Source organism: Kribbella speibonae (assembly GCF_004331375.1).
Lineage (GTDB): Bacteria > Actinomycetota > Actinomycetes > Propionibacteriales > Kribbellaceae > Kribbella > Kribbella sindirgiensis.
Map to the genome: position 1 here is coordinate 219,885 of NZ_SJKC01000003.1, position 25,552 is coordinate 245,436.

Annotated in this window: 23 protein-coding genes; 9 read left to right on the top strand and 14 right to left on the bottom strand. The window is 68.7% G+C overall.

What is annotated here, in order from left to right; all coding sequences use genetic code 11:
* The first annotated feature begins 36 nt into the window (after positions 1 to 36).
* The 3 genes from trpS to E0H92_RS22350 are packed head-to-tail and all read left to right on the top strand — an operon-like array spanning position 37 to position 2,673.
* The gene (trpS, locus tag E0H92_RS22340; RefSeq protein ID WP_131460340.1) at positions 37 to 1,089 is read left to right on the top strand and encodes a tryptophan--tRNA ligase; all 1,053 of its coding nucleotides are present in this window, start codon (positions 37 to 39) and stop codon (positions 1,087 to 1,089) included.
* A complete protein-coding gene (locus E0H92_RS22345; RefSeq protein ID WP_131460339.1) occupies positions 1,086 to 1,598 on the top strand; it encodes a 2'-5' RNA ligase family protein in 513 nt (170 codons plus the stop codon). Before trpS ends, E0H92_RS22345 begins: the two co-directional genes overlap by 4 nt.
* 28 nt (positions 1,599 to 1,626) lie before the next feature.
* Positions 1,627 to 2,673, top strand: a complete 1,047-nt coding sequence (locus tag E0H92_RS22350; protein WP_131460338.1) for a YihY/virulence factor BrkB family protein — start codon at positions 1,627 to 1,629, stop codon at positions 2,671 to 2,673.
* 12 nt (positions 2,674 to 2,685) lie between these two features.
* Here E0H92_RS22350 and E0H92_RS22355 read toward each other — a convergent pair whose 3' ends face one another.
* The 7 genes from E0H92_RS22355 to E0H92_RS22385 all read right to left on the bottom strand — a co-directional run bounded on the left by E0H92_RS22355 (position 2,686) and on the right by E0H92_RS22385 (position 9,832).
* A complete protein-coding gene (locus E0H92_RS22355) occupies positions 2,686 to 3,816 on the bottom strand; it encodes a D-alanyl-D-alanine carboxypeptidase family protein (protein WP_131460337.1) in 1,131 nt (376 codons plus the stop codon).
* Between the two features lie 58 nt (positions 3,817 to 3,874).
* A complete protein-coding gene (locus E0H92_RS22360) occupies positions 3,875 to 4,819 on the bottom strand; it encodes a zinc metalloprotease (RefSeq protein WP_131460336.1) in 945 nt (314 codons plus the stop codon).
* A gap of 125 nt (positions 4,820 to 4,944) precedes the next feature.
* Entirely contained in the window at positions 4,945 to 5,664 is a 720-nt protein-coding gene (locus tag E0H92_RS22365; RefSeq protein ID WP_131460335.1) for a FadR/GntR family transcriptional regulator, read from the bottom strand.
* A gap of 9 nt (positions 5,665 to 5,673) precedes the next feature.
* Positions 5,674 to 6,450: a 3-oxoacyl-ACP reductase gene (locus tag E0H92_RS22370; protein ID WP_131460334.1), complete on the bottom strand. Its 777-nt coding sequence runs from the start codon at positions 6,448 to 6,450 to the stop codon at positions 5,674 to 5,676.
* A 1-nt stretch (position 6,451) separates the two neighbouring features.
* Positions 6,452 to 7,798, bottom strand: coding sequence for an aldehyde dehydrogenase family protein (locus tag E0H92_RS22375; protein WP_131460333.1), 1,347 nt, complete (start codon positions 7,796 to 7,798; stop codon positions 6,452 to 6,454).
* A complete protein-coding gene (locus tag E0H92_RS22380) occupies positions 7,795 to 8,499 on the bottom strand; it encodes a gamma-glutamyl-gamma-aminobutyrate hydrolase family protein (RefSeq protein WP_131460332.1) in 705 nt (234 codons plus the stop codon). The genes E0H92_RS22375 and E0H92_RS22380 overlap by 4 nt, the downstream gene beginning before the upstream one ends.
* On the bottom strand, positions 8,480 to 9,832 hold the full coding sequence (locus E0H92_RS22385; RefSeq protein ID WP_238152528.1) for a glutamine synthetase family protein: 1,353 nt from the start codon (positions 9,830 to 9,832) through the stop codon (positions 8,480 to 8,482). The genes E0H92_RS22380 and E0H92_RS22385 overlap by 20 nt, the downstream gene beginning before the upstream one ends.
* A gap of 157 nt (positions 9,833 to 9,989) precedes the next feature.
* On the opposite strand from E0H92_RS22385, the gene E0H92_RS22390 reads away from it, so the two are divergent.
* The 3 genes from E0H92_RS22390 to E0H92_RS22400 all read left to right on the top strand — a co-directional run bounded on the left by E0H92_RS22390 (position 9,990) and on the right by E0H92_RS22400 (position 14,745).
* Positions 9,990 to 11,519: an amino acid permease gene (locus E0H92_RS22390; protein ID WP_165549911.1), complete on the top strand. Its 1,530-nt coding sequence runs from the start codon at positions 9,990 to 9,992 to the stop codon at positions 11,517 to 11,519.
* A gap of 232 nt (positions 11,520 to 11,751) precedes the next feature.
* Complete coding sequence (locus E0H92_RS22395; RefSeq protein WP_131497618.1) at positions 11,752 to 14,514, top strand: AAA family ATPase; 2,763 nt, start codon at positions 11,752 to 11,754, stop codon at positions 14,512 to 14,514.
* A complete protein-coding gene (locus E0H92_RS22400) occupies positions 14,515 to 14,745 on the top strand; it encodes an SCO4848 family membrane protein (RefSeq protein WP_131497619.1) in 231 nt (76 codons plus the stop codon). It begins immediately after the preceding gene.
* Here the strand turns inward: E0H92_RS22400 and E0H92_RS22405 are convergent.
* Positions 14,717 to 15,508 carry a helix-turn-helix transcriptional regulator gene (locus E0H92_RS22405; RefSeq protein WP_165549913.1) on the bottom strand — a complete coding sequence of 264 codons (792 nt, stop codon included), beginning with the start codon at positions 15,506 to 15,508 and terminating at the stop codon, positions 14,717 to 14,719. The two genes, E0H92_RS22400 and E0H92_RS22405, sit on opposite strands and share 29 nt — an antisense overlap.
* 23 nt (positions 15,509 to 15,531) lie before the next feature.
* Between E0H92_RS22405 and E0H92_RS22410 the strand changes: the two genes are divergently transcribed.
* Together E0H92_RS22410 and E0H92_RS22415 are read left to right on the top strand one after the other, a co-directional pair.
* Complete coding sequence (locus E0H92_RS22410; RefSeq protein WP_131497620.1) at positions 15,532 to 16,359, top strand: M55 family metallopeptidase; 828 nt, start codon at positions 15,532 to 15,534, stop codon at positions 16,357 to 16,359.
* A gap of 52 nt (positions 16,360 to 16,411) precedes the next feature.
* Positions 16,412 to 16,825, top strand: coding sequence for a DUF2000 domain-containing protein (locus E0H92_RS22415; RefSeq protein ID WP_131497621.1), 414 nt, complete (start codon positions 16,412 to 16,414; stop codon positions 16,823 to 16,825).
* A 106-nt stretch (positions 16,826 to 16,931) separates the two neighbouring features.
* Here E0H92_RS22415 and E0H92_RS22420 read toward each other — a convergent pair whose 3' ends face one another.
* From E0H92_RS22420 to sdhC, 5 genes are all read right to left on the bottom strand, one after another.
* The gene (locus tag E0H92_RS22420) at positions 16,932 to 18,044 is read right to left on the bottom strand and encodes a WD40/YVTN/BNR-like repeat-containing protein (RefSeq protein ID WP_131460322.1); all 1,113 of its coding nucleotides are present in this window, start codon (positions 18,042 to 18,044) and stop codon (positions 16,932 to 16,934) included.
* 129 nt (positions 18,045 to 18,173) lie between these two features.
* Positions 18,174 to 18,878 carry a succinate dehydrogenase iron-sulfur subunit gene (locus tag E0H92_RS22425; protein ID WP_131285930.1) on the bottom strand — a complete coding sequence of 235 codons (705 nt, stop codon included), beginning with the start codon at positions 18,876 to 18,878 and terminating at the stop codon, positions 18,174 to 18,176.
* Entirely contained in the window at positions 18,878 to 20,620 is a 1,743-nt protein-coding gene (sdhA, locus tag E0H92_RS22430; RefSeq protein ID WP_131460321.1) for a succinate dehydrogenase flavoprotein subunit, read from the bottom strand. The genes E0H92_RS22425 and sdhA overlap by 1 nt, the downstream gene beginning before the upstream one ends.
* A gap of 11 nt (positions 20,621 to 20,631) precedes the next feature.
* A complete protein-coding gene (locus E0H92_RS22435) occupies positions 20,632 to 21,099 on the bottom strand; it encodes a succinate dehydrogenase hydrophobic membrane anchor subunit (RefSeq protein WP_131497622.1) in 468 nt (155 codons plus the stop codon).
* Position 21,100: 1 nt separating this feature from the next.
* On the bottom strand, positions 21,101 to 21,478 hold the full coding sequence (sdhC, locus tag E0H92_RS22440) for a succinate dehydrogenase, cytochrome b556 subunit (RefSeq protein ID WP_131460319.1): 378 nt from the start codon (positions 21,476 to 21,478) through the stop codon (positions 21,101 to 21,103).
* A 141-nt stretch (positions 21,479 to 21,619) separates the two neighbouring features.
* Between sdhC and E0H92_RS22445 the strand changes: the two genes are divergently transcribed.
* Positions 21,620 to 22,435, top strand: a complete 816-nt coding sequence (locus E0H92_RS22445; RefSeq protein WP_131497623.1) for an MBL fold metallo-hydrolase — start codon at positions 21,620 to 21,622, stop codon at positions 22,433 to 22,435.
* A 107-nt stretch (positions 22,436 to 22,542) separates the two neighbouring features.
* Here E0H92_RS22445 and E0H92_RS22450 read toward each other — a convergent pair whose 3' ends face one another.
* Positions 22,543 to 25,533, bottom strand: a complete 2,991-nt coding sequence (locus E0H92_RS22450) for an Ig-like domain-containing protein (RefSeq protein WP_131497624.1) — start codon at positions 25,531 to 25,533, stop codon at positions 22,543 to 22,545.
* Between the last annotated feature and the right edge of the window lie 19 nt (positions 25,534 to 25,552).

Genomic DNA, 25,552 nt, shown 5'->3' on the forward strand with positions numbered 1-25,552 from the left:
GTGGGTTGGACTGACACCGCTGGCAGAATCGTGGTCATGTCCCACGCTGCGTCTGACCCCTCCGCAGCCGGTTCCCAGCGACGCCCCCGCGTGCTCTCCGGGATCCAGCCGACGGCGGACTCCTTCCACTTCGGCAACTACCTCGGCGCGTTGCGGCAGTGGGTGGCCCTGCAGGACGACCACGACGCGTTCTACTGCGTCGTCGACCTGCACGCGATCACTGTGGAGTACGAGCCGAAGGCCCTGCGCGACCGCACCCGCCGGTCCGCGGCGCAGCTGCTGGCGGCCGGGATCGACCCGGAGCGGTCCACCCTGTTCGTCCAGTCGCACGTGCCCGAGCACGCGCAGCTGGGGTGGGTGATGGGCTGCATCACCGGGTTCGGCGAGGCCAGCCGGATGACGCAGTTCAAGGACAAGACAGCCAAGGGCGGCGCCGACCGCGCCACCGTCGGCCTGTTCACCTACCCGATCCTGCAGGCCGCGGACATCCTGGTCTACCAGGCCGACCGCGTCCCGGTCGGTGAGGACCAGCGCCAGCACGTGGAGCTGACCCGCGACCTGGCCCAGCGGTTCAACCACCGGTTCGGCAAGACCTTCCGGGTTCCCGAGGCGCACATCGTCAAGGAGACCGCGAAGATCTTCGACCTGCAGGACCCGACCGCGAAGATGAGCAAGTCCGGCTCGTCGCCGGCCGGCCTCATCGACCTGCTGGACGACCCCAAGGCGAGCGCGAAGAAGATCCGGTCCGCGGTCACCGACTCCGGCCGGGACGTGATCTTCGACCAGGAGAACAAGCCCGGCGTAGCGAACCTGCTGACCATCTACTCGGCGCTCACCGGCCGCAAGATCAGCGAGCTCGAGGACGAGTACGCGGGCCGCGGGTACGGCGACTTCAAGAAGGACCTGGCCGACGTCGTGGTCGAGTTCGTCACCCCGTTCCGGGAGAAGACGCTGTCGTACCTGGACGACAAGGCGCAGCTGGACGCGATCCTGGCGGCCGGCGCCGAACGCGCCCGCGCGGTCACCGAGCCGACCCTGGCCCGGGTGTACGACCGCCTCGGCTTCGTCCCCGGCCCGCCGCAGTCATGACCACGATCGGTGTCGCGATCCCGATCGCCGAACCGTACGGCACGGAGTTGCAGAAGTACCGTGCCGACTTCGGTGATCCGATGGCCGCGTCGATCCCGACCCACGTCACACTGCTGCCGCCGACCGAGATCGAGGCCGGCGACCTGGCGGCGATCGACGAGCACCTGCTCGCGGTCGCGGCCCGGTTCCCGCGGTTCCGGATCCGGCTGCGCGGTACGGCGACGTTCCGGCCGATCTCGCCGGTGGTGTTCGTGCCGCTGGCCGAGGGCATCTCGTCGTGCGAGGTGCTGCAGTCGCAGGTCCGGTCCGGCCCGCTGAAGGTCGACCTGAAGTTCCCGTACCACCCGCACGTCACCGTCGCCCACGACCTGGAGAAGGACGCGCTCGACCGCGCGTACGACGCCCTGTCGGAGTACGACTGCGCCTTCGACGTGGAGCACTTCAGCCGCTACGAACACGGCTCCGACGGCGTGTGGCGCCCGCAGCGGTCCTTCCCCCTGGCAGGCTGAGTCTCCTTCATCGGGGTACAGGAGACACATGGGCAGCATCAAGCGTGTCTGGGCGCGATTCAAGAAGTCGCAGCTGTGGCGGGCCTGGAAGCGGTACGGCGACCGGCGCGGGAACCGGTTGGCCGGGGCAACCAGTTTCTTCGGGTTCCTGTCGCTGTTCCCGCTGATCGTGCTGGCGGCGGCGATCGTCGGGCCGCTGCTCGGCCACGACGCCATCGAGGCGATGAAGGACGCCCTGCAGCAGAACCTGCCCGGCATCGGCGACAAGATCGACATCGACGGGCTGATCGGCCACGCCGGCACCATCGGCCTCGTCTCAGGTGTCTCGCTGCTGTTCACCGGCCTCGGCTGGATCGACTCGCTGCGCGCCTCGATCCGTTCGATGCACGAGCTGGACGACGAGCCAGGGAACGCCGTCAAGCTGAAGGCCGTCGATCTCGGGGCACTGATCGGTCTCGGCATGATCGGCATGTTCGCCACCGGTCTGTCGTCGGTCCTGACCGGGTTGTCCAAGCGCATCGTCGACTGGGCCGACCTGGACGGCACCTGGCTGGCGGGCTGGGGTCTCGGCCTGATCAGCGTGGTGCTGGGGGTCGCCGCCGGTGCGGTGCTGTTCTTGTACATGGAGACGGCGCTGCCGCGGATCCTGTTGCCCCGCAAGGTGTCGCTGATCGCCGCGCTGGCCGGCGGCATCGTGTTCTACCTCGCGCAGCGCCTCGGCAACCTGTACGTGAACCACGTGATCGGCGCGAACGCGGCGTACGGCGCGGTCGCGTTGCCGCTGGCGCTGCTGGTGTGGATCTACCTGATGACCCGGGTGATCATGCTGATCGCGGCCTGGACGAAGGAGGCGACCCTCGACGCGAAGGCCGCCGAGCCCGCCGAGGTTCTGCCGGGGCCCGCGGAGATCGAGCCCCTCCTGCTCGGCCCACCCGGCAAGCGCTACAAGGTCGTCCCCATCCCAGAACGCAAGGCCGACACGATCGCAGTCGCCGCCGGAGCGCTCTTGGGCGCAACCCTCACCACGCTGGCCGTCCAGGGCCTGCGAGCCGTGCGAACGGTCCGGCGCCGGTAGTCTCCTGAGATTTCAGTGACGGCGGCGGCGCAGCGCACGGGGGCGGCGGAGGAACAGGCCGAGGAGTAGGACGGGCGGGGCGGCGTACGCCCAGTCGGGGACGCGTAGGGCGAGGGACTGGACTGCCTGGCCGGGGGTGAGTGCGGTGCGTGGCTGCGGGTTGCCCGCCGTACCGGTCTGGGGCTTGGTGGCGGGTTTGCCTTCCGGCTGGGTCTTCGGCGGCGCGGCGGCTGGTTTGACCAGGGTGCCGACCGGCTTGAGCTTGCCGTAGTTGGTGAACGTCCAGGTCAGCAGGTTGCTCGCGTCCTCGGTGATGCCGTGCGGCGCGTTCATCATCGTCACCACCAGCGTGTGCCCGTTGCGGCGGGCGGCGCCGACGAACGTGTTCCGCGCCAGCGTCGTGTACCCGGTCTTCACGCCGAGCGCGCCCTCGTAGTTGAAGAGCAGCTTGTTCTGGTTCGCGACCTGGTACGTGCCTTTGTTGCCGACGTTCGGGAAGTTCGTGTACTTCGTCGACGCGTACTTCGCGAAGTCCTGCCGGGTCAGCCCGGCCTGCGCGAACAGGGCCAGGTCGTACGCGCTGGAGTACTGCCCGTCGGCGTCCAGGCCGGTCGGGTCGGTGACGTGGGTGTCGAGCGCGCCGAGGTCCTTGGCCTTCGCGTTCATCCGCTGGATGGTCGCGGGTACGCCGCCCTGGTCGTGGGCGCACAATGCGTGGACGGCGTCGTTCCCGGAGGCCAGGAACATGCCCTGGAACAGCTGGTCGACGGTGTAGCGCAGCCCGGGGTACACGCCGACCTTGCTGCCGATGATGCCGGCGTCGGCGTCCGAACCGATCACCGGATCGGTCTTCTTCAGCCGGGGCAGCAGCACCAGGGCGGTCAGCGTCTTGAGCGTGCTGGCCGGGCGGAGCTGCGCGTGCGGCGCCTTGGCCGCCAGCACCTGGCCGGTGTCGATGTCGGCCACGACGTACGCCGATGCCTGGACAGCCGGCGGCGCCGCCCCGATGGCGACCACCGTCGGCTTCGCGGTCAGCAGGTCGCCGCCGACCGGACCCTGTGGGGTCTGGCCGGCGGCGGTCGCTGTCAGAGGTCCGGCGACCACCAGTGCGGTGGTTGCGCAGGCCGTCAGAAGCAAACGCATCGGCGGCACTCTAGTTGCCGACCGGTGCAGATGTCACAGTCGGGTCTCATGCCCTGAGTCACGCCCGGTAGGCGGTCCACATGTTGCTGATCCGGGTTGACTGGCCGGGCGTGAACTGGTTGTAGCAGGAGTCGTAGGAGTAGTCCATGTAGTTGTGGATGGGGTCCAGACCCGACAGCGAGCAGGAGTCCCGGCCCTCGGGGCAGCCGCTGGACGAGCTGCTCTGGGCGGGCGTGTCGGCCACCGAGTCGTTCGTGCTGGTGCAGCCGCCCTGGAACGTGTGGTACAGCCCGAACCAGTGCCCGGCCTCGTGGGTCGCGGTCTTGCCGAGGTTGTAGTTGGTCGCCGAACCACCGGGCAGCGAGCTGTACTGCACCCGGATGCCGTCGATCTTCGGGTTGCTCGCGTAGTCCCACGGGAACGTCGCGATCCCGAGGTACGAGAAGTCGACCAGCCAGATGTTCAGGGCGTTCTTACCGCCCTTGCGCGTTTGTGACCGGTACTGCGTGCTCTGCCGGTCGTTGTGCCACTGGTTGTTCTTGATCCGGTCGGTGCCGGCCAGGTAGAACGTGAACCCGGTGTTCGCGGCCTGCGACGACTCCTGGCCGGCGAAGTTCTGGTTCAGTTCGGCGATCTGCTGCGAGATCTGGTTGTCGGTGACGTCACCGGCGCCGGACGTGCTGAGCATCACGTGCACGTAGACGGGGACACTCGCCGCGGCCAGCGTGCCGGCCTGCGGAGCCAGGCCACGGGCGGCCTTGGCCTTCAGGATCTGCGCTGTCTTGGCGTCGATGGCCTTCTGCTCGGCCGCCGACAGTTCCCGGTGGTCGGCACCGAAGCCACCACGAGCGGCGGCGCCTTCCTCCGGCGTGAAACAGGCCGGGTTGCCGGTCGCGTCGACGGGCAACTGGGCAGTCGCCTGTCCACCGAGCGGACTGAACGCAAGCGCCGTACCGGCCAGCAGCACGGCCAGAGCGCGGGGACGGGTAACGAAAGATCGCATAGCGGTCCTCCAGAATCGGGCCGCTTTGGGCGGTGCGGCCGAATCCGGCGATTTTCCCCATCAACCCGGGGAGTGCCAACCAATTCCCTGTCCCCCCAGTGCCACGGCACCACCACGCCGAGGGGCTACTCGAGGAAGGCTCGGAGGAGGGCTTCGGTGCCGGCCAGGTGTTCTTGCATGGTGGCGCGGGCGGTGGCGGGGTCGTGGGTGAGGATCGCGGTCACGATCGCCTGGTGCTGGTGGTTGGAGTGGTCGAGGTTGGGTTGCAGGAGGGGGATGGCGTCCAGGAGTTCGTTGAGGCGCATGCGGACGTCGGCCATCGCCGACGTCAAGGAGGGGGAGCCGGTGACCTCGGCGATGGCCAGGTGGAGGCGGGAGTCGAGGCGGCGGTAGTCGGTGAGGGTGGCGGCGTTGGTGTCGGCCAGGCAGCGCTGGAGGTGGTCGCGTTCGGCGTCGGTGAGGGGGCGGGTGGCGGCGGCTTCCGCGGCGCCGGTCTCCAGGACGAAGCGGAGGGTGAGGGCGTCGTCGAGGCCCGCGGCGAGGTCGCGGGCGAGGCGTTTGGCCGGCGTACGGCGGGGTTTCGGGAGCTGCTCGTTGACGAACGTGCCGCCGTACCGGCCGCGGCGGGACTCGACGTAGCCGGCCTCGGTGAGCGCGTGGATCGCCTCGCGGAGCGTGACCCGGCTGACGTTCAGCCGGGTCGCCAGCTCGCGCTCGGGCGGCAACCGGTCGCCGGGCACGACGACGCCGAGCTTGATTGCCTGCAGCAACCGCTCGACCGTCTCCTCGAACGGGTTCCCGGCCCGGACCGGCCGGAACACCGCGTCATCTGCCTGAACGACCATGGGCCAACACTAGATCGGTGTCACATAGGCGCCCGAGATTCCCCCGTCGACGAGGAACGTGTTGGCGGTGATGAAGGAGGCGTCGTCACTGGCCAGGAACGCGACCGCGGCGGCGATCTCCTCGGGCTCGCCGAAGCGGCCCATCGGGACGTGCACCAGCCGGCGCCCGGCCCGCTCGGGGTCCTTCGCGAACAGTTCGGTGAGCAGCGGCGTGTTCACCGGCCCCGGGCAGAGCGCGTTCACCCGGATGCCCTGGCGCGCGAACTCGACGCCGAGCTCGCGACTCATCGCCAGGACGCCGCCCTTCGACGCGGAGTACGAGATCTGCGAGGTCGCCGCGCCCATCACCGCGACGAAGGACGCGGTGTTGATGATCGATCCGCGGCCCTGCCGTTGCATGTAGGGGATCGCGGCCTTGCAGCACAGGTACACCGACGTCAGGTTGACCTCCTGGACCTTGCGCCACGCCTCCAGCCCGGTGTCCAGGATCGACGCGTCGTCGGGCGGTGAGATCCCGGCGTTGTTGAAGGCGATGTCCACGGCGCCGTACGTGTCGAAGGCCTGCTTGAACAGGTTCTCGACCGCGGCCGGGTCGGTGACATCGGTCGGCACGTACAGCCCGCCGGCCTCGTCCGCGGCGTCCTTGCCCGCGGCGGGATCGAGATCGCCGATCACGACGCGCGCGCCTTCGGCCGCGAACCGCCGTACCGTGGCCAGGCCGATGCCGCTCGCGCCGCCTGTGACCACAGCGACCCGGCCCTCGAGCCGATGAGCCTTGACGTCCATATCAGTCCTCCGTGCTGATGAAGATGTTCTTGGTCTCGGTGAACGCGGCCAGCGCGTCCGGCCCGAGCTCCCGGCCGAGGCCGGACTGCTTGTAACCGCCGAACGGCGTCGAGTACCGCACCGACGAGTTCGAGTTCACCGAGAGGTTCCCGGCCTCGACACCGCGACTGACCCGCAGCGCGCGGCCGACGTCCCGGGTCCAGATCGAGCCGGACAGCCCGTACTCGCTGTCGTTCGCGATCCGCAGCGCGTCGGCCTCGTCCGCGAACGGGACCACCGCGACGACCGGCCCGAAGATCTCCTCCCGCAAGGCCCGGTCACTGGCCGGTGCCAGCACCGTGGGCGGGAACCAGAAGCCGGGCCCGCTCGGCGCAGTCCCTTGGAACGCGGCGTTCTCGACGTACGACGCGACCTGCTCACGCTGCCCCGCGGAGATCAGCGGTCCCATCTCCGTCGCCGGATCCGCCGGATCACCGACCCGGAAGTTCTTCACCGCCGGCTCGAGCAGCTCCAGGAACCGGTCGTACGCCGACCGCTCGACGAGGATCCTGCTGCGTGCGCAACAGTCCTGCCCCGCGTTGTCGAACACGCCGTACGGCGCCTGCGCTGCCGCCTTCTCCAGGTCGGCGTCGGCGAAAACGATGTTCGCGGACTTGCCGCCCAGCTCGAGCGTCACCCGTTTCACCTGGTCCGCGCAGCCGGCCATGATCTGCTTGCCGACGGTGGTGGAGCCGGTGAAGACGATTTTCCGGACCGCGGAATGCGTGACGAAACGGTTTCCGACAACGGTTCCCTTACCGGGCACGACCTCGAAGACGCCGGGCGGGAGGCCGGCCTCCAGCGCCAGCTCGGCGAGCCGCAGAGCGGTCAGCGGCGTGAGCTCGGCGGGCTTCAGAACCACGGTATTTCCGGCCGCCAGTGCGGGGGCGAAACCCCAACCCGCGATCGGCATCGGAAAGTTCCACGGAACGATCACGCCGACCACGCCGAGCGGTTCCTGGAACGTCACGTCGATGCCGCCGGCCACCGGAATCTGTTTTCCGAAAAGGCGTTCCGGCGCGGCCGAGTAGTACGTGAGCACGTCCCGGACGTTGCCCGCTTCCCAGCGCGCGTTGCCGATCGTGTGGCCGGCGTTCTCGACCTCCAGCGCGGCCAGGTTCTCCAGGTCGGCGTCGACCGCGTCGGCGAACCGCCGCAGCAGCCGCCCACGATCGGCGGGCGTCACGTCCCGCCACGTCTCGAAGGCCTTCGCGGCCCGGTCGATCGCCGCGTCGGTCTCGGCCTCGGAGGCGAGTGAGATCGTCCGGATCACCTTCTCGGTGGCCGGATTGATCACGTCGTACGTCATGCTGTGCTCCTGATCAGTGCGGTGAAGAGCCGCAGGTCCTCGGGGTTCTCCTCCGGGTGCCACTGCACCCCGAGCGCGAAGTCGTGGCCTTCCACCTCGGCCGCCTCGACCGTTCCGTCACCCGCGCGGGCCGTGACCTTCAGACCCGGTGCGACGACGTCGAGAGCCTGGTGGTGGTAGCAGCTGCCGAAAACGTGTTCCCCGAGGATCCGTGCGGTCAGCGTCCCCGGCTCGACTTTCACCTCGACGCTGCCGAAGACGGCGGGCTCCGGGCGATGATCGTCGTGGGCGACCACGTCCGGTAGGTGTTGATGCAGCGTGCCGCCCAGAGTCACGTTGAGCATCTGCAAGCCACGGCAGATCGCCAGCAACGGAAGATCACGGTCCAGGGCTTCTCGGATCAGGACCGCTTCGTGGTGGTCCCGGTCCGGCCTGGTGTCGACGGTCTCGGGATGCTGCGTCGCGGCGTACGAACCTGGATCGACGTCGCATCCACCCGCGATGATCAGACCGTCCAGAACGCCCAGGACCGATGGGTCGGTGCCTACGGGCGGCAGTAGCAGCGGCACCCCTCCGGCCGCTACCACCGCGTCCAGGTACACCCGAGGGACCAGCGCGGCCTCGCGGCGCCAGATGCCCCAGGCGGCCGGCTCGAGGTACGTCGTGATGCCGATGCGCGGCCTAGAGACGTTCGAACCCACGGACCCGCTCCCAGTCGGTGACGGCGGCGTCGTACGCGTCCAGCTCGATGCGTGCGGCGTTGCTGTAGTGGTCGACCATCTCGTCGCCGAACGCCGTCCGCGCGAGCTTCGAGCCGGTGAAGAGCGCGGCGGCTTCGCGGAGCGTGGCCGGGACGTGCTCCTTGTCGGACTCGTACGCGTTGCCCTCCAGCAGCGGTTCGAGCTCCAGTTCGTTCTCGATCCCGTGCAGGCCGGAGGCGATGATCGCGGCGACCGCGAGGTACGGGTTCACGTCGCCGCCGGGGAGCCGGTTCTCAACCCGGAGCGAGTCGCCGTGGCCGACCACGCGCAGCGAACAGGTGCGGTTGTCGAGACCCCACGCGATCGCGGTCGGCGCGAAGCTGCCTTTCTGGAATCGCTTGTAGGAGTTGATGTTCGGAGCCAGCAGGTACGTGAACTCGGACAGGCAGGCGAGCTGGCCCGCGATGAACTGCTCCATCAGCCGCGAGAAGCCATGCGAACCGTCCCCCGCGAGCACCGGATCGCCGTCGTCGGCGCGGAAGCTCAGATGGATGTGGCAGGAGTTGCCCTCACGTTCGTCGTACTTCGCCATGAACGTCAGGCTCTTGCCGTGTTTGGCGGCGATCTCCTTCGCGCCGGTCTTGTAGATCGAGTGGTTGTCGCACGTGGCCAGCGCCTCGTCGTACCGGAACGCGATCTCGTGCTGGCCGAAGTTGCACTCGCCCTTCGCGGACTCGACGTACAGGCCGGCGCCGGTCATCCCGTTGCGGATGTCGCGCAGCAGCGGCTCGATCCGGGAGGTGCCGACGAGGGAGTAGTCGACGTTGTACTGGTTCGACGGGGTGAGGCCGAGGTACCGCTTGTTCCACGCGTTCTCGTAGGTGTCGTCGAACACGATGAACTCGAGCTCGGTCCCGACGTACGCCTTGAGTCCTCGCTCCGCGAGGCGGTCCAGCTGGGCCCGCAGCACCTGCCGCGGCGACGCGACCACCGGCGTACCGTCCAGCCACTGCACGTCGCACAGCACGAGCGCGGTGCCCTCCAGCCACGGCACCAGACGGAGCGTGTCCAGGTCGGGCGCCATCACCAGGTCGCCGTACCCGCGTTCCCAGGAGGACATCGTGTAGCCGTCGACGGTGTTCATGTCGACGTCGACCGCCAGCAGGTAGTTGCAGCCCTCGGTCCCGTGCTTCAGCACCTCCTCCAGGAAGTACCGCGCGCCGCAGCGCTTGCCCTGCAGGCGCCCCTGCATATCGGTGATCGCCACCAGTACCGTGTCGACCTCGCCGGCCTCGACCAGCCTGCGCAACTCCTCCACACTCAGCACGGCCACTCCTGGAGTCTATTGGTCTACGTCCAGTCCATTGACTCAAGCCGCCGTGTGGATGTCAATGCGGCCGGTTTCCCTTGACACCGCCTGACCACGGTGCCTCAATTGCCTAAAGGTCTGGGGGGAGACCATTGAGGCGCTGTGTCTAGGAGGCCCGAAAATGAGCAATGACGAGTCCGCCGCCCCAATGACCGACGACGAGAAACGCCTGCATCAGCTGGGTTACGCCCAGGAGCTGTCCCGGACGATGTCCGGGTTCTCGAACTTCGCGGTGTCCTTCACGATCATCTCGATCCTGTCCGGCTGCCTGACCCTGTACGGGTTCGGGATGAACACCGGCGGCCCGGTGATGATCGTCTGGGGCTGGCCGTTCGTCGGCCTGATGACGTTGTTCGTCGGCCTCGCGATGGCGGAGGTCTGCTCGAGCTACCCGACCGCCGGCGGGCTGTACTACTGGTCCGCGAAACTCGCCCGGACCAACGGCGCGGCCTGGTCCTGGTTCACCGGCTGGTTCAACTTCCTCGGCCAGGTCGCGGTGACCGCCGGTATCGACTTCGGCGCGGCGTTCTTCCTGAACGCGTTCCTGGACCTGCAGTTCGGCTTCAGTACGACGCCCGGCCACACGATCCTGCTGTTCGGGATCATCCTGCTGGTGCACGGCCTGCTGAACTCGTTCGGCGTGAAGCTGGTCGCCAAGCTCAACGACATCAGCGTCTGGTGGCACATCGTCGGCGTGGTCTTCATCGTCGGCGCGCTCGTGATCGTGCCGGACAAGCACCAGTCGGCCGGCTTCGTGTTCGGCCACTTCGTCAACAACACCGGCTGGGGCTCCACCTTCTACGTCGCGCTGCTCGGCCTGCTGCTCGCGCAGTACACCTTCACCGGGTACGACGCCTCCGCGCACATGACCGAGGAGACCCACGACGCCGCCCGCTCCGGTCCGCGCGGGATCGTGATGTCGATCCTGGTCTCGCTGGCGGCCGGGTGGGTGCTGCTGATCGGCCTGACCTTCGCGATCCAGAGCTACGACGGCGCGCTCGAGGGCGATATCGGCGTACCGCCCGCGCAGATCTTCATCGACGCGGTCGGCGCCGGGCTGGCCAAGGTTCTGCTGCTGGTCGTGATCGGCGCCCAGTTGTTCTGCGGGATGTCGTCGGTGACCGCGAACTCGCGGATGATCTACGCGTTCTCCCGGGACGGGGCGTTGCCGGGGTCGTCGTTCTGGCACAAGATCAACGGCAAGACCAGGACGCCCACGAACGCGATCTGGCTGGCCGCCGGCGGCGCGTTCCTGCTCGGTCTGCCGTACCTCTGGAACGCGACGGCGTACGCCGCTGTCACGTCGATCGCGGTGATCGGCCTGTACATCGCCTACGTGCTGCCGACCCTGCTGCGGCTGCTCCAGGGCAAGGACTTCCAGCCCGGACCGTGGCACCTGGGCCGCTGGAGCCGCCCGATCGGCATCGTCGCGATCGTCTGGGTCGCGTTCATCACGATCCTGTTCATGCTGCCGCAGGTCAGCCCGGTCACCGGTAGCACTTTCAACTACACGCCGATCGCCGTTCTGGTCGTGCTCGGCTTCGCGGCGGCGTACTGGTTCCTGTCCGCCCGCCGCTGGTTCACCGGCCCCAAGGTCCAAGGCACCGAGGAGGAACTGGCCGCCATCGAGCGCGACCTCGAATCGATCTGACCGCTCTTTGGGCCCCCATCAACCGTTTTCGGCGCCGCGAAACGGTTGGTGGGGGCCCAAAGTCGTCGAAAGACCATCCGGTGCCCCGGCACGATCGTGCCGTCGCGACTGCTCGGAACTGGGCAGTAAGGGGTGACAGGATGGTGGCCAGCAAATTTCCTCATGTGACACTCGCCGTGTCGAACGGTCGTTGACTGTGATAATCGGCGAGGGTAATCCTTCGAGGAGTTGAATGACTGACGACGAGCTGGTCGGGCGTAGCGGACTGGTCGAGCGTGCCACCAAGCAGCTCGAGACCAGCGGCAGCGTGCTGCTCTACGGCCCGACCGGCATCGGCAAGTCGGCCCTCGGGCGGGCGCTCGTCGCGGAGCGTGGCCGGAAAGGCTGCCGGATCCTCAGCGCCGCCCCGTCCAACTCCGAGGCCGGCCTGCCGTACGTCACGCTCCTCGATCTGCTCTCCAACCAGCTCGAATTCGCCTGGCAGGTGCTGCCGGACCACCTCCGGCAGCCCCTCGAGGTCGCCCTGCTCAAGGCGAGCGCCCCGGATACGGTGCGTGACGAGCTGGCCGTGCGCCTCGCCGTACTGCACGTCCTCCGCCGCCTCGCCACGACCGGCCCGGTGCTGATCGTCGTCGACGACATCCAGTGGGTGGACCCGTCCAGCCTCGAAGTGCTCACGTTCTGTGCTCGCCGACTCTCCGAGGGGGTGCACCTGCTCGCCACCGAGCAGGTGGCCGACGGAGACCTTCCGGTGATGGCCGACGCCTGCCCCGAGCCCGTCCTGCAGCTCGAGGTCCCGCCGCTGACGGAGCCCGACGTACTCGGCCTGCTCCGGCAGCGGCTGTCCAGCCCGCTCCCGGTGCGGACGGCGCGCCGCATCTTCACCGCGAGCGCCGGCAACCCGTTCATGGCCCTCGAGCTCGGTCGCGCCGTACTGCGGCATCCGAAAAGCGTCTCGCCCAACGACCCGCTTCCGGTCTCCAGCCGCCTCAAGACGCTGCTCGGTGAGCGTCTCGGCGACCTGTCCACCGACACCCACGAGCTGCTTCTGCACGCTGCATCGTCACCGCGACCGACCACCACGCAGCTCGCCCGGTCCCTCGACCGCCCGATCGACGTCTGCCTCGCCGAGGCGGAAACTCTCGGCCTGATCGACGTTTCCGCCGAGCGGCTCCGCTTCACGCACCCCCTGCTGAGGGAGTTCGTGTACGCCGAAGCCACGTCGGCCGCCCGTCGCCAGGCGCACGCCAAACTCGCCGCCGTGGTCGACGAACCGGTCGAGAACGCGACCCACCGCGCCCTCGCGACCCAGGAAGCCGATCCAGAATTGGCCGCGACGATCGAGGAGGCCGCCACGGTCGCCGCCGGTCGTGGAGCTCCTGGCGCGGCCGCGAACCTGTGGCGGCTGAGCGCGGACCGGACGCCGAGCACCCAGCCCGACGAGCGCGCCCGCCGCCTCACCAGGGCCGCCGACGACGCCGCGGCCGCTGGTCACCTGGCGGAGTCGGCCGACATGGCGCGACTCGCCGTACAGGTAGCGACCACACCCGAGACCAAGGTCCCCGCCCTGCTGCTGTGTGCCGACGCGGTCTGGCCGGAGCGGGATCGCCGGGTCGAGTTGCTCGCGGAGGCGTTCGCTGCGGCCGAGGGCAACAAACGGTTCGAGGCGCGGGTGCGGATCGAGCGCAGCCACAGCCACTACTTCGATCGCAGCCTCGACGACGCGCAGGAGGACGCGCGGATCGCCGAGGCGCTGGCGCGCGAGGCCGGTGACACCGAGGCGGTCGTCGACGCCCTGAGCGCGGCGAGTTCGGTGCTGATGGCCCGCGACGCCGAGGAGACCTCGGACGCCGTACTGGAACAGGCCGCCGAGCTGGCCAAGGGCCTGCCGCTCACCCGGACCGTGGTGAACGCCCGCCAGATGGCCGCGATGCGTGAGCTGTTCCGCGGCCGGACCGACGAGGCGATCGCCGCGATCACCGCGCTGGCCGACGAGGTCCGCGACCACGGCGCGATGCGCTGGCTGGCGTCCGTACTGATCTCCGCGACGGCGATCTACGAGCGCAGCGGCCGCGGCGCCGACGCGCTGACCGCCGGTCACGAGTGCTACCAGCTGATGCAGGACATCGGTGACGAGGCCGAGGTCGGCATGATCATCGCCAGCCGCGCGGAGTGGGTCGGCGGTTCAGCGACCATCGGGCGGCAGCTCGCCGAGTCCGCGCTGGAAGCGGTGCACCTGGTCGGGAACGACGAATGGACCGGCCCGGCACTGGTCAGCCTCGGGCTGATCGGCGTCCTGACCGGCGATCCGCAGCGCGCCGTCGAGGCGTTCGACGCGATCGAGGGCTCGGGCGAGGCCGCGATGCCGTACGACCCGGCGGTGATCCCGTGGCACGCGGACTACGCCGAGGCGCTGGTCGCGGCCGGCCGGCTGGACGACGCGGCCGCCCTGATCGCCGAGATCCGCACCCGCGCCGAGAACCTCGACCGTCGCGTGGTGAAGCTCGGGCTGGACCGCGCCGAGGCGCTGCTGGTCGCCAAGCAGGGCGACCCGGCCGCCGCCCTGGAGCTGCTGGACAAGACCGTCGGTACGGCGGGTGACCGGGTCTACCCGCTCGATCTCGCGCGCTGCGAGCTGACCCGCGGCCGGATCGCCCGGCAGGCCCGTCGCCGCTCGGTCGCCCGGACCGCGTTCCTGGACGCGATCGAGCAGTTCGAGGCGTACGGCGCACCGGCCTGGCGTGAGGTCGCGGAGATGGAGCTCGCGCGCCTCGACGTACCAAGCCGGAGCCGGCAGCCGTCGGAGCTGACCGACAACGAGCAGCAGATCGTCTCGATGGTTCGCGACGGCTCCACGAACCGCGAGATCGCCGCGGCCCTGTACCTGTCGGTGAAGGCCGTGGAGTCGCAGCTGACCCGCCTGTACCGCCGCTTCGGGGTGGCCAACCGGACCCAGCTGCTCAGGATGGTCGACCGCCCTGGTCACAATGGTTAGGTGAAGCTCGAACGGAAGCACGCTCTTGTCCTGCTGGCGATCGCCGCGTGGAACGTCATCACCTACCTGCGCTTCATCAAGGCGCTCGTGGACACCGAGGACCGCCCGACCGGGTACTACGTCGCGCATACCGTCCTGATCGTCGTGAACCTGCTGATCGCGGCGCTGCTCGGCACCTGGGGTGTCCGCGCGTACAAGGCGGCTAAGACCGCGCAAAACTCGCCGGTGTGACCCCGAGCAGTTTCCGGAAGTGCCGGGTGAGGTGCGACTGGTCGTAGAACCCGGCCAGCGTCGCCACCTCCGCGGCCGGACGCCCGTCGAGTAGGTACCGCCGGGCCAGGTCGACCCGTCGCCCGGTGAGGTACCGGTGCGGCGGCATCCCGTACTCCCGGCTGAACGCCCGCACCAGGTGCGCCGGATGCGCAGGCACCACCTTCGCCGCGTCGTCCAGCGTGATGCCGTCCGGCACATGCGCGTCCAGGAGATCCCGCAACTGCGCGGCCACACCCGCATCGGACCGGTCCGCCGGAGCGACCACCTGCCGCCGCAAGTGCTGCTTCAGGCGCTCCTCGATCAGGGTCAGCCGGCTCTGCGCCTCCAGGTCCTCCTGACCGTCCAGCAGTACGCCGTGCAACTGGTGGATCCGGTGCCGCAACAGCGGGTCGACGTACTCGGGCTGGTCCACGGCCGCGCCGATCAGACCCTCACCGAGCCGGTCGGGCGCCAGGTACAGAACACGTTTTCTGAATCCGCCCGGCAGCACCGACCGCCCGTCGTGCGGGACATGCGGCGGCAGCAGCGAGACCTGCGCCTGCGCGAGACCGTGCTCGTGGCGGTCCAGGTCGTACCGCACCGCACCCTCGTCGACGATCAGCACCGTCCACGCGTCGTGCGTGTGGCTCGGGTACGCATGCGACGGAAAATGCGCATGCAGCACCTCGACGACCCCGTCCATCCGAGGCCGCCACGCCCGAACCGTGGCGCCGCTGCTCATAGTCAGAACATACGCTGCTGCCTGTGAAGGTCTACGTGAGTGCGGACATGGAAGGTGTCACCGGGGTCGTCGACGCGGAGGATGTGCAGCCGCCGGGGCGGGACTACGAGCGGGGCCGGGTGCTGATGACCGAGGACGTGAACGCCGCCGTGCGCGGTGCGTACGCCGCCGGCGCGACGGAGGTCCTGGTGAACGACGCCCACGGTCCGATGCGCAACCTGCTGCCCGATCTCCTCGATCCGCGCGCCGGCCTGATCAAGGGCCGCCCGAAGCCGATGGGCATGATGGAGGGCCTCACCCCGGAGTACGACGCCGTACTCTGCGTCGGGTACCACGCCCGCGCCGGCGTACTCGGCGTCCTGAGCCACAGCTTCATGGGCCACGAGATCGAGGACATCTGGCTCGACGACCAGGTCACCGGCGAGATCGGCCTGTTCCACGCGGCCGCCGCGGCGTACTGCGTACCTCTTGCGCTCCTGACCGGGGACGACACAGCCTGCGACGAGATGAAGGCCTGGGATCCCGCGGTCGCGACCGTCCCGGTCAAGTTCGCCAAGGACCGCTTCGCCGCGCAACTCGTGCCCGTCGCCGAGGCCCAGCAATCCATCGAAACAACCACCACCGAGGCCCTCGCCAACCTGACCTCGCCCAACCCGCCCACCGGCCCGCGAACCCTCGCCGTCCGCTGGCAGTCCGCCTCCGTCGCGTCCCACCTCACCGCGATCCCCGGCGTCACCCGCCGCGACGACCGCACAGTCACCCTCGACGCCGACATGCTCCAGCTCTACCGCATGTTCAACCTGTTCCTCCGCGTCTGCTCAGCAGTCACCTCGAACCCGCCGTACTGCTGAGCCGGTTAAGAACGTACAAGACCCCGTCCGGGCGGCCCGTGAGGATTGGGGTGTGGACAAGTTCGATACGAAGATTGCTGTGTTGTTGCGGGACGATCTGGCGGTGTGGCAGCGGTTGAACGTGACCGCGTTTCTGGTGAGTGGGATCGCCGGGACGCATCCGGAGGTGGTCGGGGAGCCGTACGAGGATGCGGACGGGGTGCGGTACCTGCCGATGTTCCGGCAGCCGGTGATGGTATTCGAGGGGTCCAAGGAGTTCATGACGACCGCCCATGAACGCGCGCTGAGCCGGGAGATCGAGCACTCGGTCTTCACTCAGGATCTGTTTGCTACGGGCAACGATCACGACAATCGCGCTGCGGTGAAGGCTGTCCGGACCGCTGAGCTCGACCTCGTCGGGATCGCCTTCTACGGCCCGAAGAACGCCATCGACAAGACCCTCAAGGGCGCCGCCAAGCACCACTGAACCCCGCACCCCAACCTTCCCCAAACCGCACCACCTTCCCCAAACCAGTTTGGGGAGGTTCAGGTGGGTGGTGTTCCCCGGGCTTTGAAGGGGCTTGGGCGGCGGGCTAGCGGGGGGCGAACTTGGTCCAGGTGGCGCCTTGGTCGGTGCTGAGGACCACCTCGGTGGTACGGCGTTTCGGGACCTCGAAGCCGTACATGAGCTGGGCGTCGCCGGAGAGGTCGGCGAGGTCGCCGGGGTAGCCGCGGTCGAGTTTGGCGGCGCCGTCGCGGACCCGGTAGATGCGCGGGCGGTCGCCGGGGCGGCCGCCGAGAATCAGGGCGGTGCCGTCGTCGAAGGCGAGCGGCGGGGCGCTCAGGCTCTTCGGCGGGTTCTCGACCGTGGTCCAGTTCGCGCCGCGGTCGGTGGAGATCTCCATCTTGGACACGGTCTGGCCGGTGGTGCCGACGGTGACCGAGGTCGACAGCAGCGTCTGGCCGTCCGGGCTGATGGCGAGCCGCCCGAGTTGGTTGTGGGTGTCCAGCGACCGCGAGCCCCAGCTCCGGCCGCCGTCGTCGGTCCAGACGACGTCCGTACGGCCGATCCCGGTCAGCATCCAGCAGCGGCCGGACTCGTCACAGACCGGGGAGCGGGTGCCGCGGGTCTTGAGCAACCGGACCGTCGACTCCTCGGGGTTCACCACCACGATCGAGCCCGGCACGATCCGGTCGCTGAGGATCTCGTCCTTCTGGAACGTCGCGGTCGGCAGCCGGTACCGGAGCTTGGTGAGCACCGGGCCGTCGTACGTCAACCGGAACATCATCGTCGCGGCGCCGGTCAGCGTGCCCTCGAGCGGCGGCGCGACCGCGATCGCCTCCTTGCCGGCCTGCAGGGTCGCGTACGGGACCGGCCACTCGGGGGCGGTGGCGCGGGACCCGTCGCGGTCGATCACCGCGGCGAACCTGCAGTTCGGGCCGCTGGTGCAGTCGGACCAGCCGGCCGCCCAGCGGTTCCGGGTGACCATCGTGATCGACAGCACCTGCGCGCGCTCGGAGTTCACCACCGAGCTGCCGGACCGCCCAGCGGCGGCCGGCTCGATGGCGATCTCCGGGTCGGACTGCGACCGGTGCGCGGCCAGGTGCACCACGGCGAGCACGATGGACGTCGTCGCCGCGAGCACCCCGAGGACGAGGAACGGGGGCATGCTGCGGGGTAGCCCGCAGCGCTCCAACAGCTCCACCAGGCGACGGTAGTAGCGGTCGGACAACTCGCGCAGGCGCGGCTCCACAGTCACCCCCCAAGGCACAGGTGTCCCCTGCGAGTCAGGGGCAGGTCGGCGGTGGAATCTTACGTGAGGAGAGGCGCACGCTCACACTCGGCGGAAGATCAGCGCCCGCTTCACTTCCTGGATCGCCTTGGTGACCTCGATGCCGCGTGGGCAGGCGTCGGTGCAGTTGAAGGTGGTCCGGCAGCGCCAGACGCCTTCCTTGTCGTTCAGGATCTCCAGCCGCTGCTCGGTGCCCTCGTCGCGGCTGTCGAAGATGAACCGGTGCGCGCCGACGATCGCCTGCGGGCCGAAGTACTGGCCGTCGGACCAGAACACCGGGCAGGACGTCGTACACGCGGCGCACAGGATGCACTTGGTGGTGTCGTCGAACCGGTCCCGGTCGGCCTGCGACTGGATCCGCTCCCGGGTCGGCTCGTGACCGCTGGTGACCAGGAACGGCATCACCGAGCGGTACGCGTCGAAGAACGGCTCCATGTCGACGACCAGGTCCTTGAGCACCGGCAGGCCCTTGATGGGCTCGACGGTGATCTCCTTCTCCGGGTTCAGGTCCTTGATCAGCGTCTTGCAGGCCAGCCGGTTCCGGCCGTTGATCCGCATCGCGTCCGAGCCGCAGACACCGTGCGCGCAGGACCGCCGGAACGTCAGCGTGCCGTCCTGCTCCCACTTGACCTTGTGCAGCGCGTCCAGCACCCGGTCGGTCGGCTGCAGCGTGACGGAGTACGTCTTCCACTCGGCCTCGTCGACGACCTCGGGGTTGTACCGGAGGATCTTGACCTTGACGTCCATCAGTACTTGCGCTCCATCGGCTTGTAGCGGGTCTGCACGACCGGCTTGTAGTCGAGCCGGATCGTCTCGTTGCCGTCGGCATCGACCTCGCGGTACGCCATCGTGTGCCGCATGAAGTTGACGTCGTCGCGCTTGTCGTAGTCCTCGCGGAAGTGCCCGCCGCGGGACTCCTTGCGCTCCAGCGCGGACACCACCAGCACCTCGGCCAGATCGAGCAGGAACCCGAGCTCGACGGCCTCCAGCAGGTCGGTGTTGAACCGCTTGCCCTTGTCCTGGACGCCGACCTTGCCGAACCGGAGCTTCAGCGCCGAGATGTCGACGAGCGCCTGCTTCAGCGAGCCCTCGGTGCGGTACACCTGCGCGTTCAGGTCCATCGTCGCCTGCAGGTCGGACCGGATCGCGGCGATCCGCTCGTCACCGGTCGAGTTGCGCAGCCCCTCGACGAGCTCGACGACGTACGCCGATGGGTCCTCCGGCAGCTCCTCGAAGGCGGCGGTCGCGGCGTACTCCGCGGCCGCGATCCCGGCCCGGCGGCCGAAGACGTTGATGTCGAGCAGCGAGTTGGTACCCAGCCGGTTCGCACCGTGCACGGAAACGCAGGCGACCTCACCGGCGGCGTACAGGCCCGGGATCACGTCGTCGTTGTTGGCCAGCGCCTCGCCCTTGATGTTGGTCGGGATGCCGCCCATCGCGTAGTGCGCGGTCGGGAACACCGGGATCTGCTCGGTGTACGGCTCCACACCCAGGTAGGTCCGGGCGAACTCGGTGATGTCCGGCAGCTTCGCGTCGATGTGCGCCGGCTCCAGGTGGGTCAGGTCGAGCATCACGTACGCGCCGTCCGGACCGCAGCCGCGGCCCTCGCGGACCTCGTTCGCCATCGCGCGGGCCACCATGTCCCGCGGCGCGAGGTCCTTCACGGTCGGCGCGTACCGCTCCATGAAACGCTCGTTGTCCTTGTTCCGCAGGATGCCGCCCTCACCACGGGCCGCCTCCGACAGCAGTACGCCGAGACCCGCCAGGCCGGTCGGGTGGAACTGGAAGAACTCCATGTCCTCCAGCGGCAGGCCCTTGCGCCACACGATGCCCATGCCGTCGCCGGTGAGCGTGTGCGCGTTGGACGTCGTCCGGAAGACCTTGCCGAAACCGCCGGACGCGAAGATCACCGACTTCGCGGAGAACACATGCAGCTCGCCGGTGGCCAACTCGTAGGCGACCACGCCGCTCGCCTTGCCGTCGGTCATCAGCAGGTCGAGAACGTAGTACTCATTGAAGAACTCGACGTTCTGCTTGATGCACTGCTGGTACAGCGTCTGCAGGATCATGTGACCGGTACGGTCGGCCGCGAAGCAGGAACGCCGTACGACGGCCTCGCCGTGGTTGCGCGTGTGACCGCCGAAGAACCGCTGGTCGATCTTGCCCTCGGCCGTCCGGTTGAACGGCAGGCCCATCTTCTCCAGGTCGAGGACCGCGTCGACCGCCTCGCGGCACATCACCTCGGCCGCGTCCTGGTCGACCAGGAAGTCACCGCCCTTGACCGTGTCGAAGGTGTGCCACTCCCAGTTGTCCTCCTCGACGTTCGCCAGCGCGGCGCACATCCCGCCCTGGGCGGCGCCGGTGTGCGAACGGGTCGGGTAGAGCTTGGTGAGTACGGCGGTCCGGGTCCGCTTGCTCGACTCGAGGGCCGCGCGCATTCCCGCGCCGCCCGCGCCGACGATGATTACGTCGTACTGATGGACCTGCATGACGTCCTTACTTATTTACAGACCGACAACGTGGAGTTGGGGTCGAGGCAGGGGTCGAAGGTGAAGATCACCAGGGTGCCGAGGACCACGATCACGATCGCGGCCGTGATCAGCAAGGCCTTGAGCCAGAACCGGGTCTGGTCCTTCTCGGCGTAGTCGTTGATGATCGTGCGCAGCCCGTTGGTGCCGTGCAGCATCGCCAGCCACAGCATCAGCAGGTCCCAGACCTGCCACAGCGGGTTGGCCCACTTACCGGCCACGAAGCCGAAGTCCAGCGCGGTGATCCCGCCGCCGAGCATCAGGTTCACGAACAGGTGGCCGAGCACCAGGATGACGAGGGCGAGCCCGGACAGCCTCATGAACAGCCAGCTGTACAGCTCGAAGTTGGTCTGCCCGGAGCGGTTCCGGCCGCCGCCCTTCAGTTTGCGGGCGCGGGAGCTGGACCTGGGGGCTGCGATCCCTGGAGCTGATTCGGACATCTCAGCCTCCGAAGACGTGTGTGAGGTGGCGGATGACGAACGGTACGAACAGCACCACCCAGACGACGCCGACCCCGATCATCAGCTGCCGCTGGTAGCGCGGGCCCTTGGCCCAGAAGTCCACCAGGATCAGCCGGACGCCGTTGAAGGCGTGGAACAGGATCGCCGCCACCAGACCGACCTCGAGCAGGCCGACGATCGGGTTCTTGTAGGTGCCGATGACCTCGTTGTAGGCCTCCGGCGAGACCCGCACCAGGGCCGTGTCCAGCACGTGCACCAGCAGGAAGAAGAAGATCCCGACACCGGTGATCCGGTGCGCGACCCACGACCACATGCCCTCCCGGCCGCGGTAGAGCGTGCCGGCTGGTTTGCTGGGCACCAGATCCTCCTCGACGAGTTCACAGAATCGTCTTGATGCTAGACCCGCTGGTTGAGGTGAAATGTCCTGACAGATGTGACATCGGTCGCGATCCGTGTGAGATCGGTCGCGTCGGTGCCGGGATCGAGGGGAGAACACACGGTGAGTTTCTGGATCTGTGCGACCTGTGCGGTCGAGCACGCGGAGCAGGTCGAGGTGTGCTTGATCTGCGAGGACGAGCGGCAGTGGGTGCCCGCCGAAGGGCAGCAGTGGACGACGCTCGAGGAGCTGGCCGCGGCCGGCACCGAGGTCACCGTCGACGAGGTCGAGCCCGGCCTGTACGGCGTCCGCTCGAAGCCGCCGGTGGGGATCGGGCAGCAGTCGATGCTGCTGACAACCGCCGAGGGCAACCTGCTCTGGGACCCGATCGGGTATCTGGACGACGACGCCGTACGCCGGATCCGGGACCTCGGCGACGTGGTGGCGATCATCGCGAGCCACCCGCACATGTACGGCGTCCAGGTCGAGTGGAGCCACCGCCTGGGCGACGTACCGGTGTACGTCTCGGAGCCCGACAAGGAGTGGGTCGCGCGTCCCGACGCGGTGATCCAGACCTGGTCCGGTGAGCTCACACCGCTACCGGGAGTGACCGTCATCCAGCCCGGCGGCCACTTCCCGGGCAGCGCGGTCGTGCACTGGGCGAACGGTGCCGACGGCAAGGGAGTGATCCTGTCCGGCGACACCATCTTCGCCAACCCCGACCGCACCTCGGTCAGCTTCATGCGCAGCTACCCGAACCGCATCCCGCTGTCCGGCGCGGTCGTCGACCGCGTGGCCCGCTCCCTGGACCCCTTCGAGTACGACCGCCTCTACAACAACTTCGGCTCGGTCATCCCGGTAGACGCCAAGTCCGTAGTACGCCGCTCCGCCGACCGCCACGCCGCCTGGACCCGCGGCGACTACGACCACCTGACCTGACCCGGCAGGTCGACAGTACGTATACGTCCACTGGCCAAATAGCCACGCTCAGCCAGGCGCTCCCTGGCGCCCGGCTGAGCGACACCTCCTGTCGACCTGCCGGTCCGTCAGGTCCGCCCGACCGCGAGCCCGTCGATCTGGACGAGCTTGCCGGTGGACGCGCTGACGAACTTGAGGGTGCCGCTGAACAGCGTGCTCTGCACCGGCAGCCCGAGCAGCACCTGCTTGTGCGTCGTCGGGTAGGCCAGGTTCACGGTGGTCAGCAAGGTGTTCCCCGCATACACCGCAACCGACCCACACGTCGGACACCGCGTCGCCACCAGGAAGAACCGCTTCCCCTGCACGGCCCGGGTCAGCGCCTTCCCGTAGGCCGTCGTCTGCGTCGTGGTCCCGTAGTAGAACGTCGACCCGGTCGCCCGCGTCCACCCGGCCGTTGCCAGCGACAACGACCGATCGTCCAACGGCCGCGAGAAACACCGCTCCGCACTCCACTGCCCGAGGTTCCCGAGCTTGTCCTTGGCCCGCACCGAAACGCAGTACTCGTACCCGGCCGCGACCGCGAGGTTCATCGACGTGGCGGTCGTGTTCGTCCACACCTGCACAGGGACGCCGTACTCCCCGGCAGACGTGGCGCGCCGGTACTGCACGTCGTACGACGCGACACCGTTGGGATCCGTCGCCGACACCGTCAGAGTCGCCGTCGCAGCCACCGAGGACTGGTAGTTCGGCCCCGTCATCCGCGCCACCGGTCCGTCCGCGTCGACGGTGATGTCCCGGTACGCCCCGCCGATAACGACCTGGTAGTTCCCGGATCGCAGTTCGGTCCCCGTGAACGGCGAGGTGCACCGTTTGGCCGGCACATACGATCCCTTCACCTCGCACGTGAAGGTGGTGCCGGCCGGGAAGGCCGAGGTGTCGAACGGAATGGAGATGTTCGGTCCCATCACCGCCGCCGTGGGCTTGATCGTCACCCCCGGGTGCTGCCAGGTGACGTCACCCCGCTGCGTGTTCGGCTCCCTGGCCAACTCGTTGAGCATGTACGGATCGCCGCCGTTCACCCCGAGCTGGTAGACACGGCCGCTGGCGGTCAACGCCACGATCCGCTCGGCGCCTGCCCAGGCGATGGCACGTACCTCCGAGTCGAGCGACGGGCTCCGGCGCTCCGTCGTCCCGGCCAGTCGCACCGTGGAGCCGTCCCCGAAGGCGACGTACCGGCCGTCGGCCGAGGCGCGAACCGGCCGGCCGTCCGCCACCTCGGCCGTTTGCGCCAGTGTCGTGACCCGGGCGCCGCCGGCCGCTGCCGCGATCGTCGCGAGCCTGCTCGGCGTGCTGCGGTGGTCCGACACCACCAACGTGCGGGCGTCCGTCGTCCAGCTCGGGCTGGACACCTGGCAGGCGACCTTCAGCGGCGTACCGCCGGTGGCCGCGATCAGAAACACGCACGGGGTGCCGTTTTCGGGGGCCTGGAACGCGATGCGGGTGCCGTCCGGCGACCACGCCAGGTGGGTGACCGGCACCGTGGAAGTCCACAGCTTGACCGGTACGCCGATGTCGCCTTGCGTCACCCTCTGCGTCCACAGAACACGCTCCGTGGTGCCGCTGACGTACGCAAGCGACTGCCCGTCCGGAGAGGTGGTGACGGCTTGCTTCGCCTTGACCGAGTTCGGATCCGGCGGGAACGGCACGACATGGCCGAACTGGTCCGCGGCGGCCAGGTCCCGGCTGTCCGCCTCGCCCTGGGTGACCACCACCTGCTCGATCGCCCGTGGGACGGGCAGGCGCGGACTGACCGGTCCCTCGCCGACTTCGTTCACGAGCGAGACGCCGTACTCGGTCCCGGGAACGGTGCGGGGCTCGACGAAGACGAAGTCGTCCGTCGACTCCTTCACGGGGAACCACTGCACGGTCTCCGCGCCGTTCAGATACTTGTGCAGGTTGTACCCGCGAACCGCCGTACCACCTGCGGTCTGCTGCGACCGCCAGTTCACCGTATGACCGTTGTACGTCGATTGCACCGCCACGTTCTGGGCAGCGGCCACGGCGATGCCTTCACCTTTAAGGGCGACCGTGTGCCGTCCCAAGGAGGTGGAGTCCGTGATGGTCAGGGTGTCCGATTCCGGGCCGATCGACATGGGCAGGAACTGCACGCTCACGGTGCAGGTCGCCGCAGGCTGCAATGTCTGCCGGCAATCGTGCGGCGCGTCCGGATTGAACCGGAAGGGAAAGCTCACGTGGGTCAGGCTGACCCCGTCGATCCGGACAGGGTCGGTTCCCGTGTTCTTGACGACGAACGAGGCGTCCGCGGCCACGCTGTACTTGACCTTGCCGTAGTCGTACTGCTCCGGGGTGACGGACAGCGCCTGGTATCCGGAAGTGCTGTGGTAGCGCAGGTCGATCGCTCTGACGACCGGACTGTTGCCGCAGTCGTACATGCGCAGACTGGCGGCGAGCGTGTCGAGCTCGAGCGTGGCGGTGTAGGCGACGGCGGTGACCGAAAGGTACCCGCTCGCGCTGCAGCTGTGGTCGCCCTGCCTGAACTCGAGCTCCGACGGCTGGAGCGTGTAGTTGCCCGGGCCGGTGATGAACGCGGGAAGCCGCAGCTTCATCGTGCCCGCGGACAGCGTGCGAGATCCGCCGGACGGTGCGGAGACCGTGACCGCGTCGGTGCTCTCGTCGTGCAGCCAGGTGCCGCCGGGGTCCACGTCGAGAGCGAACCGGTCGATGTCGCCGACGGCCGGTGTCGTGGTGTTGCGGGTGGTCGTGACCGGGGCGCTGGTGGCGGCCTCGGCGTCGGTGGTCGCGACGACTCGGTACGAGGCCGTGGTCCCGGGGGCGATGATGTCGTCGACCCAGCTGACGGTGTCGGCGCTCAGCGGGCCGCTGACGTTACCCCAGTCAGCGCTGCCCTCCTTGCGCTCGACGCGGTAGTTCGACGCGTCGACGGCGTTCCAGGTGACGCCGATGCCGGTGCGGGTGGGGAAGACCTGGGCGGTGGGGGCGGTGACGGTGGTTTCGTCGCCGAAGGCTGCGTGGGCGAGGAAGGGGAGGGTGATCGCTGCCAGGGCAGCGGCCAGGGCGGGTTTCAGGGCGCGGCGCATTGAATCTCCAGGGCATGGG

Excerpts from the sequence above, each read along its gene's own strand:
- trpS (WP_131460340.1), top strand. The coding sequence starts at position 37 with ATGTCCCACGCTGCGTCTGACCCCTCCGCAGCCGGTTCCCAGCGACGC.
- E0H92_RS22345 (WP_131460339.1), top strand. The coding sequence starts at position 1,086 with ATGACCACGATCGGTGTCGCGATCCCGATCGCCGAACCGTACGGCACG.
- E0H92_RS22350 (WP_131460338.1), top strand. The coding sequence starts at position 1,627 with ATGGGCAGCATCAAGCGTGTCTGGGCGCGATTCAAGAAGTCGCAGCTG.
- E0H92_RS22355 (WP_131460337.1), bottom strand. The coding sequence starts at position 3,816 with ATGCGTTTGCTTCTGACGGCCTGCGCAACCACCGCACTGGTGGTCGCC.
- E0H92_RS22360 (WP_131460336.1), bottom strand. The coding sequence starts at position 4,819 with ATGCGATCTTTCGTTACCCGTCCCCGCGCTCTGGCCGTGCTGCTGGCC.
- E0H92_RS22365 (WP_131460335.1), bottom strand. The coding sequence starts at position 5,664 with ATGGTCGTTCAGGCAGATGACGCGGTGTTCCGGCCGGTCCGGGCCGGG.
- E0H92_RS22370 (WP_131460334.1), bottom strand. The coding sequence starts at position 6,450 with ATGGACGTCAAGGCTCATCGGCTCGAGGGCCGGGTCGCTGTGGTCACA.
- E0H92_RS22375 (WP_131460333.1), bottom strand. The coding sequence starts at position 7,798 with ATGACGTACGACGTGATCAATCCGGCCACCGAGAAGGTGATCCGGACG.
- E0H92_RS22390 (WP_165549911.1), top strand. The coding sequence starts at position 9,990 with ATGAGCAATGACGAGTCCGCCGCCCCAATGACCGACGACGAGAAACGC.
- E0H92_RS22395 (WP_131497618.1), top strand. The coding sequence starts at position 11,752 with ATGACTGACGACGAGCTGGTCGGGCGTAGCGGACTGGTCGAGCGTGCC.
- E0H92_RS22405 (WP_165549913.1), bottom strand. The coding sequence starts at position 15,508 with ATGAGCAGCGGCGCCACGGTTCGGGCGTGGCGGCCTCGGATGGACGGG.
- E0H92_RS22425 (WP_131285930.1), bottom strand. The coding sequence starts at position 18,878 with ATGGACGTCAAGGTCAAGATCCTCCGGTACAACCCCGAGGTCGTCGAC.
- sdhA (WP_131460321.1), bottom strand. The coding sequence starts at position 20,620 with ATGCAGGTCCATCAGTACGACGTAATCATCGTCGGCGCGGGCGGCGCG.
- E0H92_RS22435 (WP_131497622.1), bottom strand. The coding sequence starts at position 21,099 with ATGTCCGAATCAGCTCCAGGGATCGCAGCCCCCAGGTCCAGCTCCCGC.
- E0H92_RS22450 (WP_131497624.1), bottom strand. The coding sequence starts at position 25,533 with ATGCGCCGCGCCCTGAAACCCGCCCTGGCCGCTGCCCTGGCAGCGATC.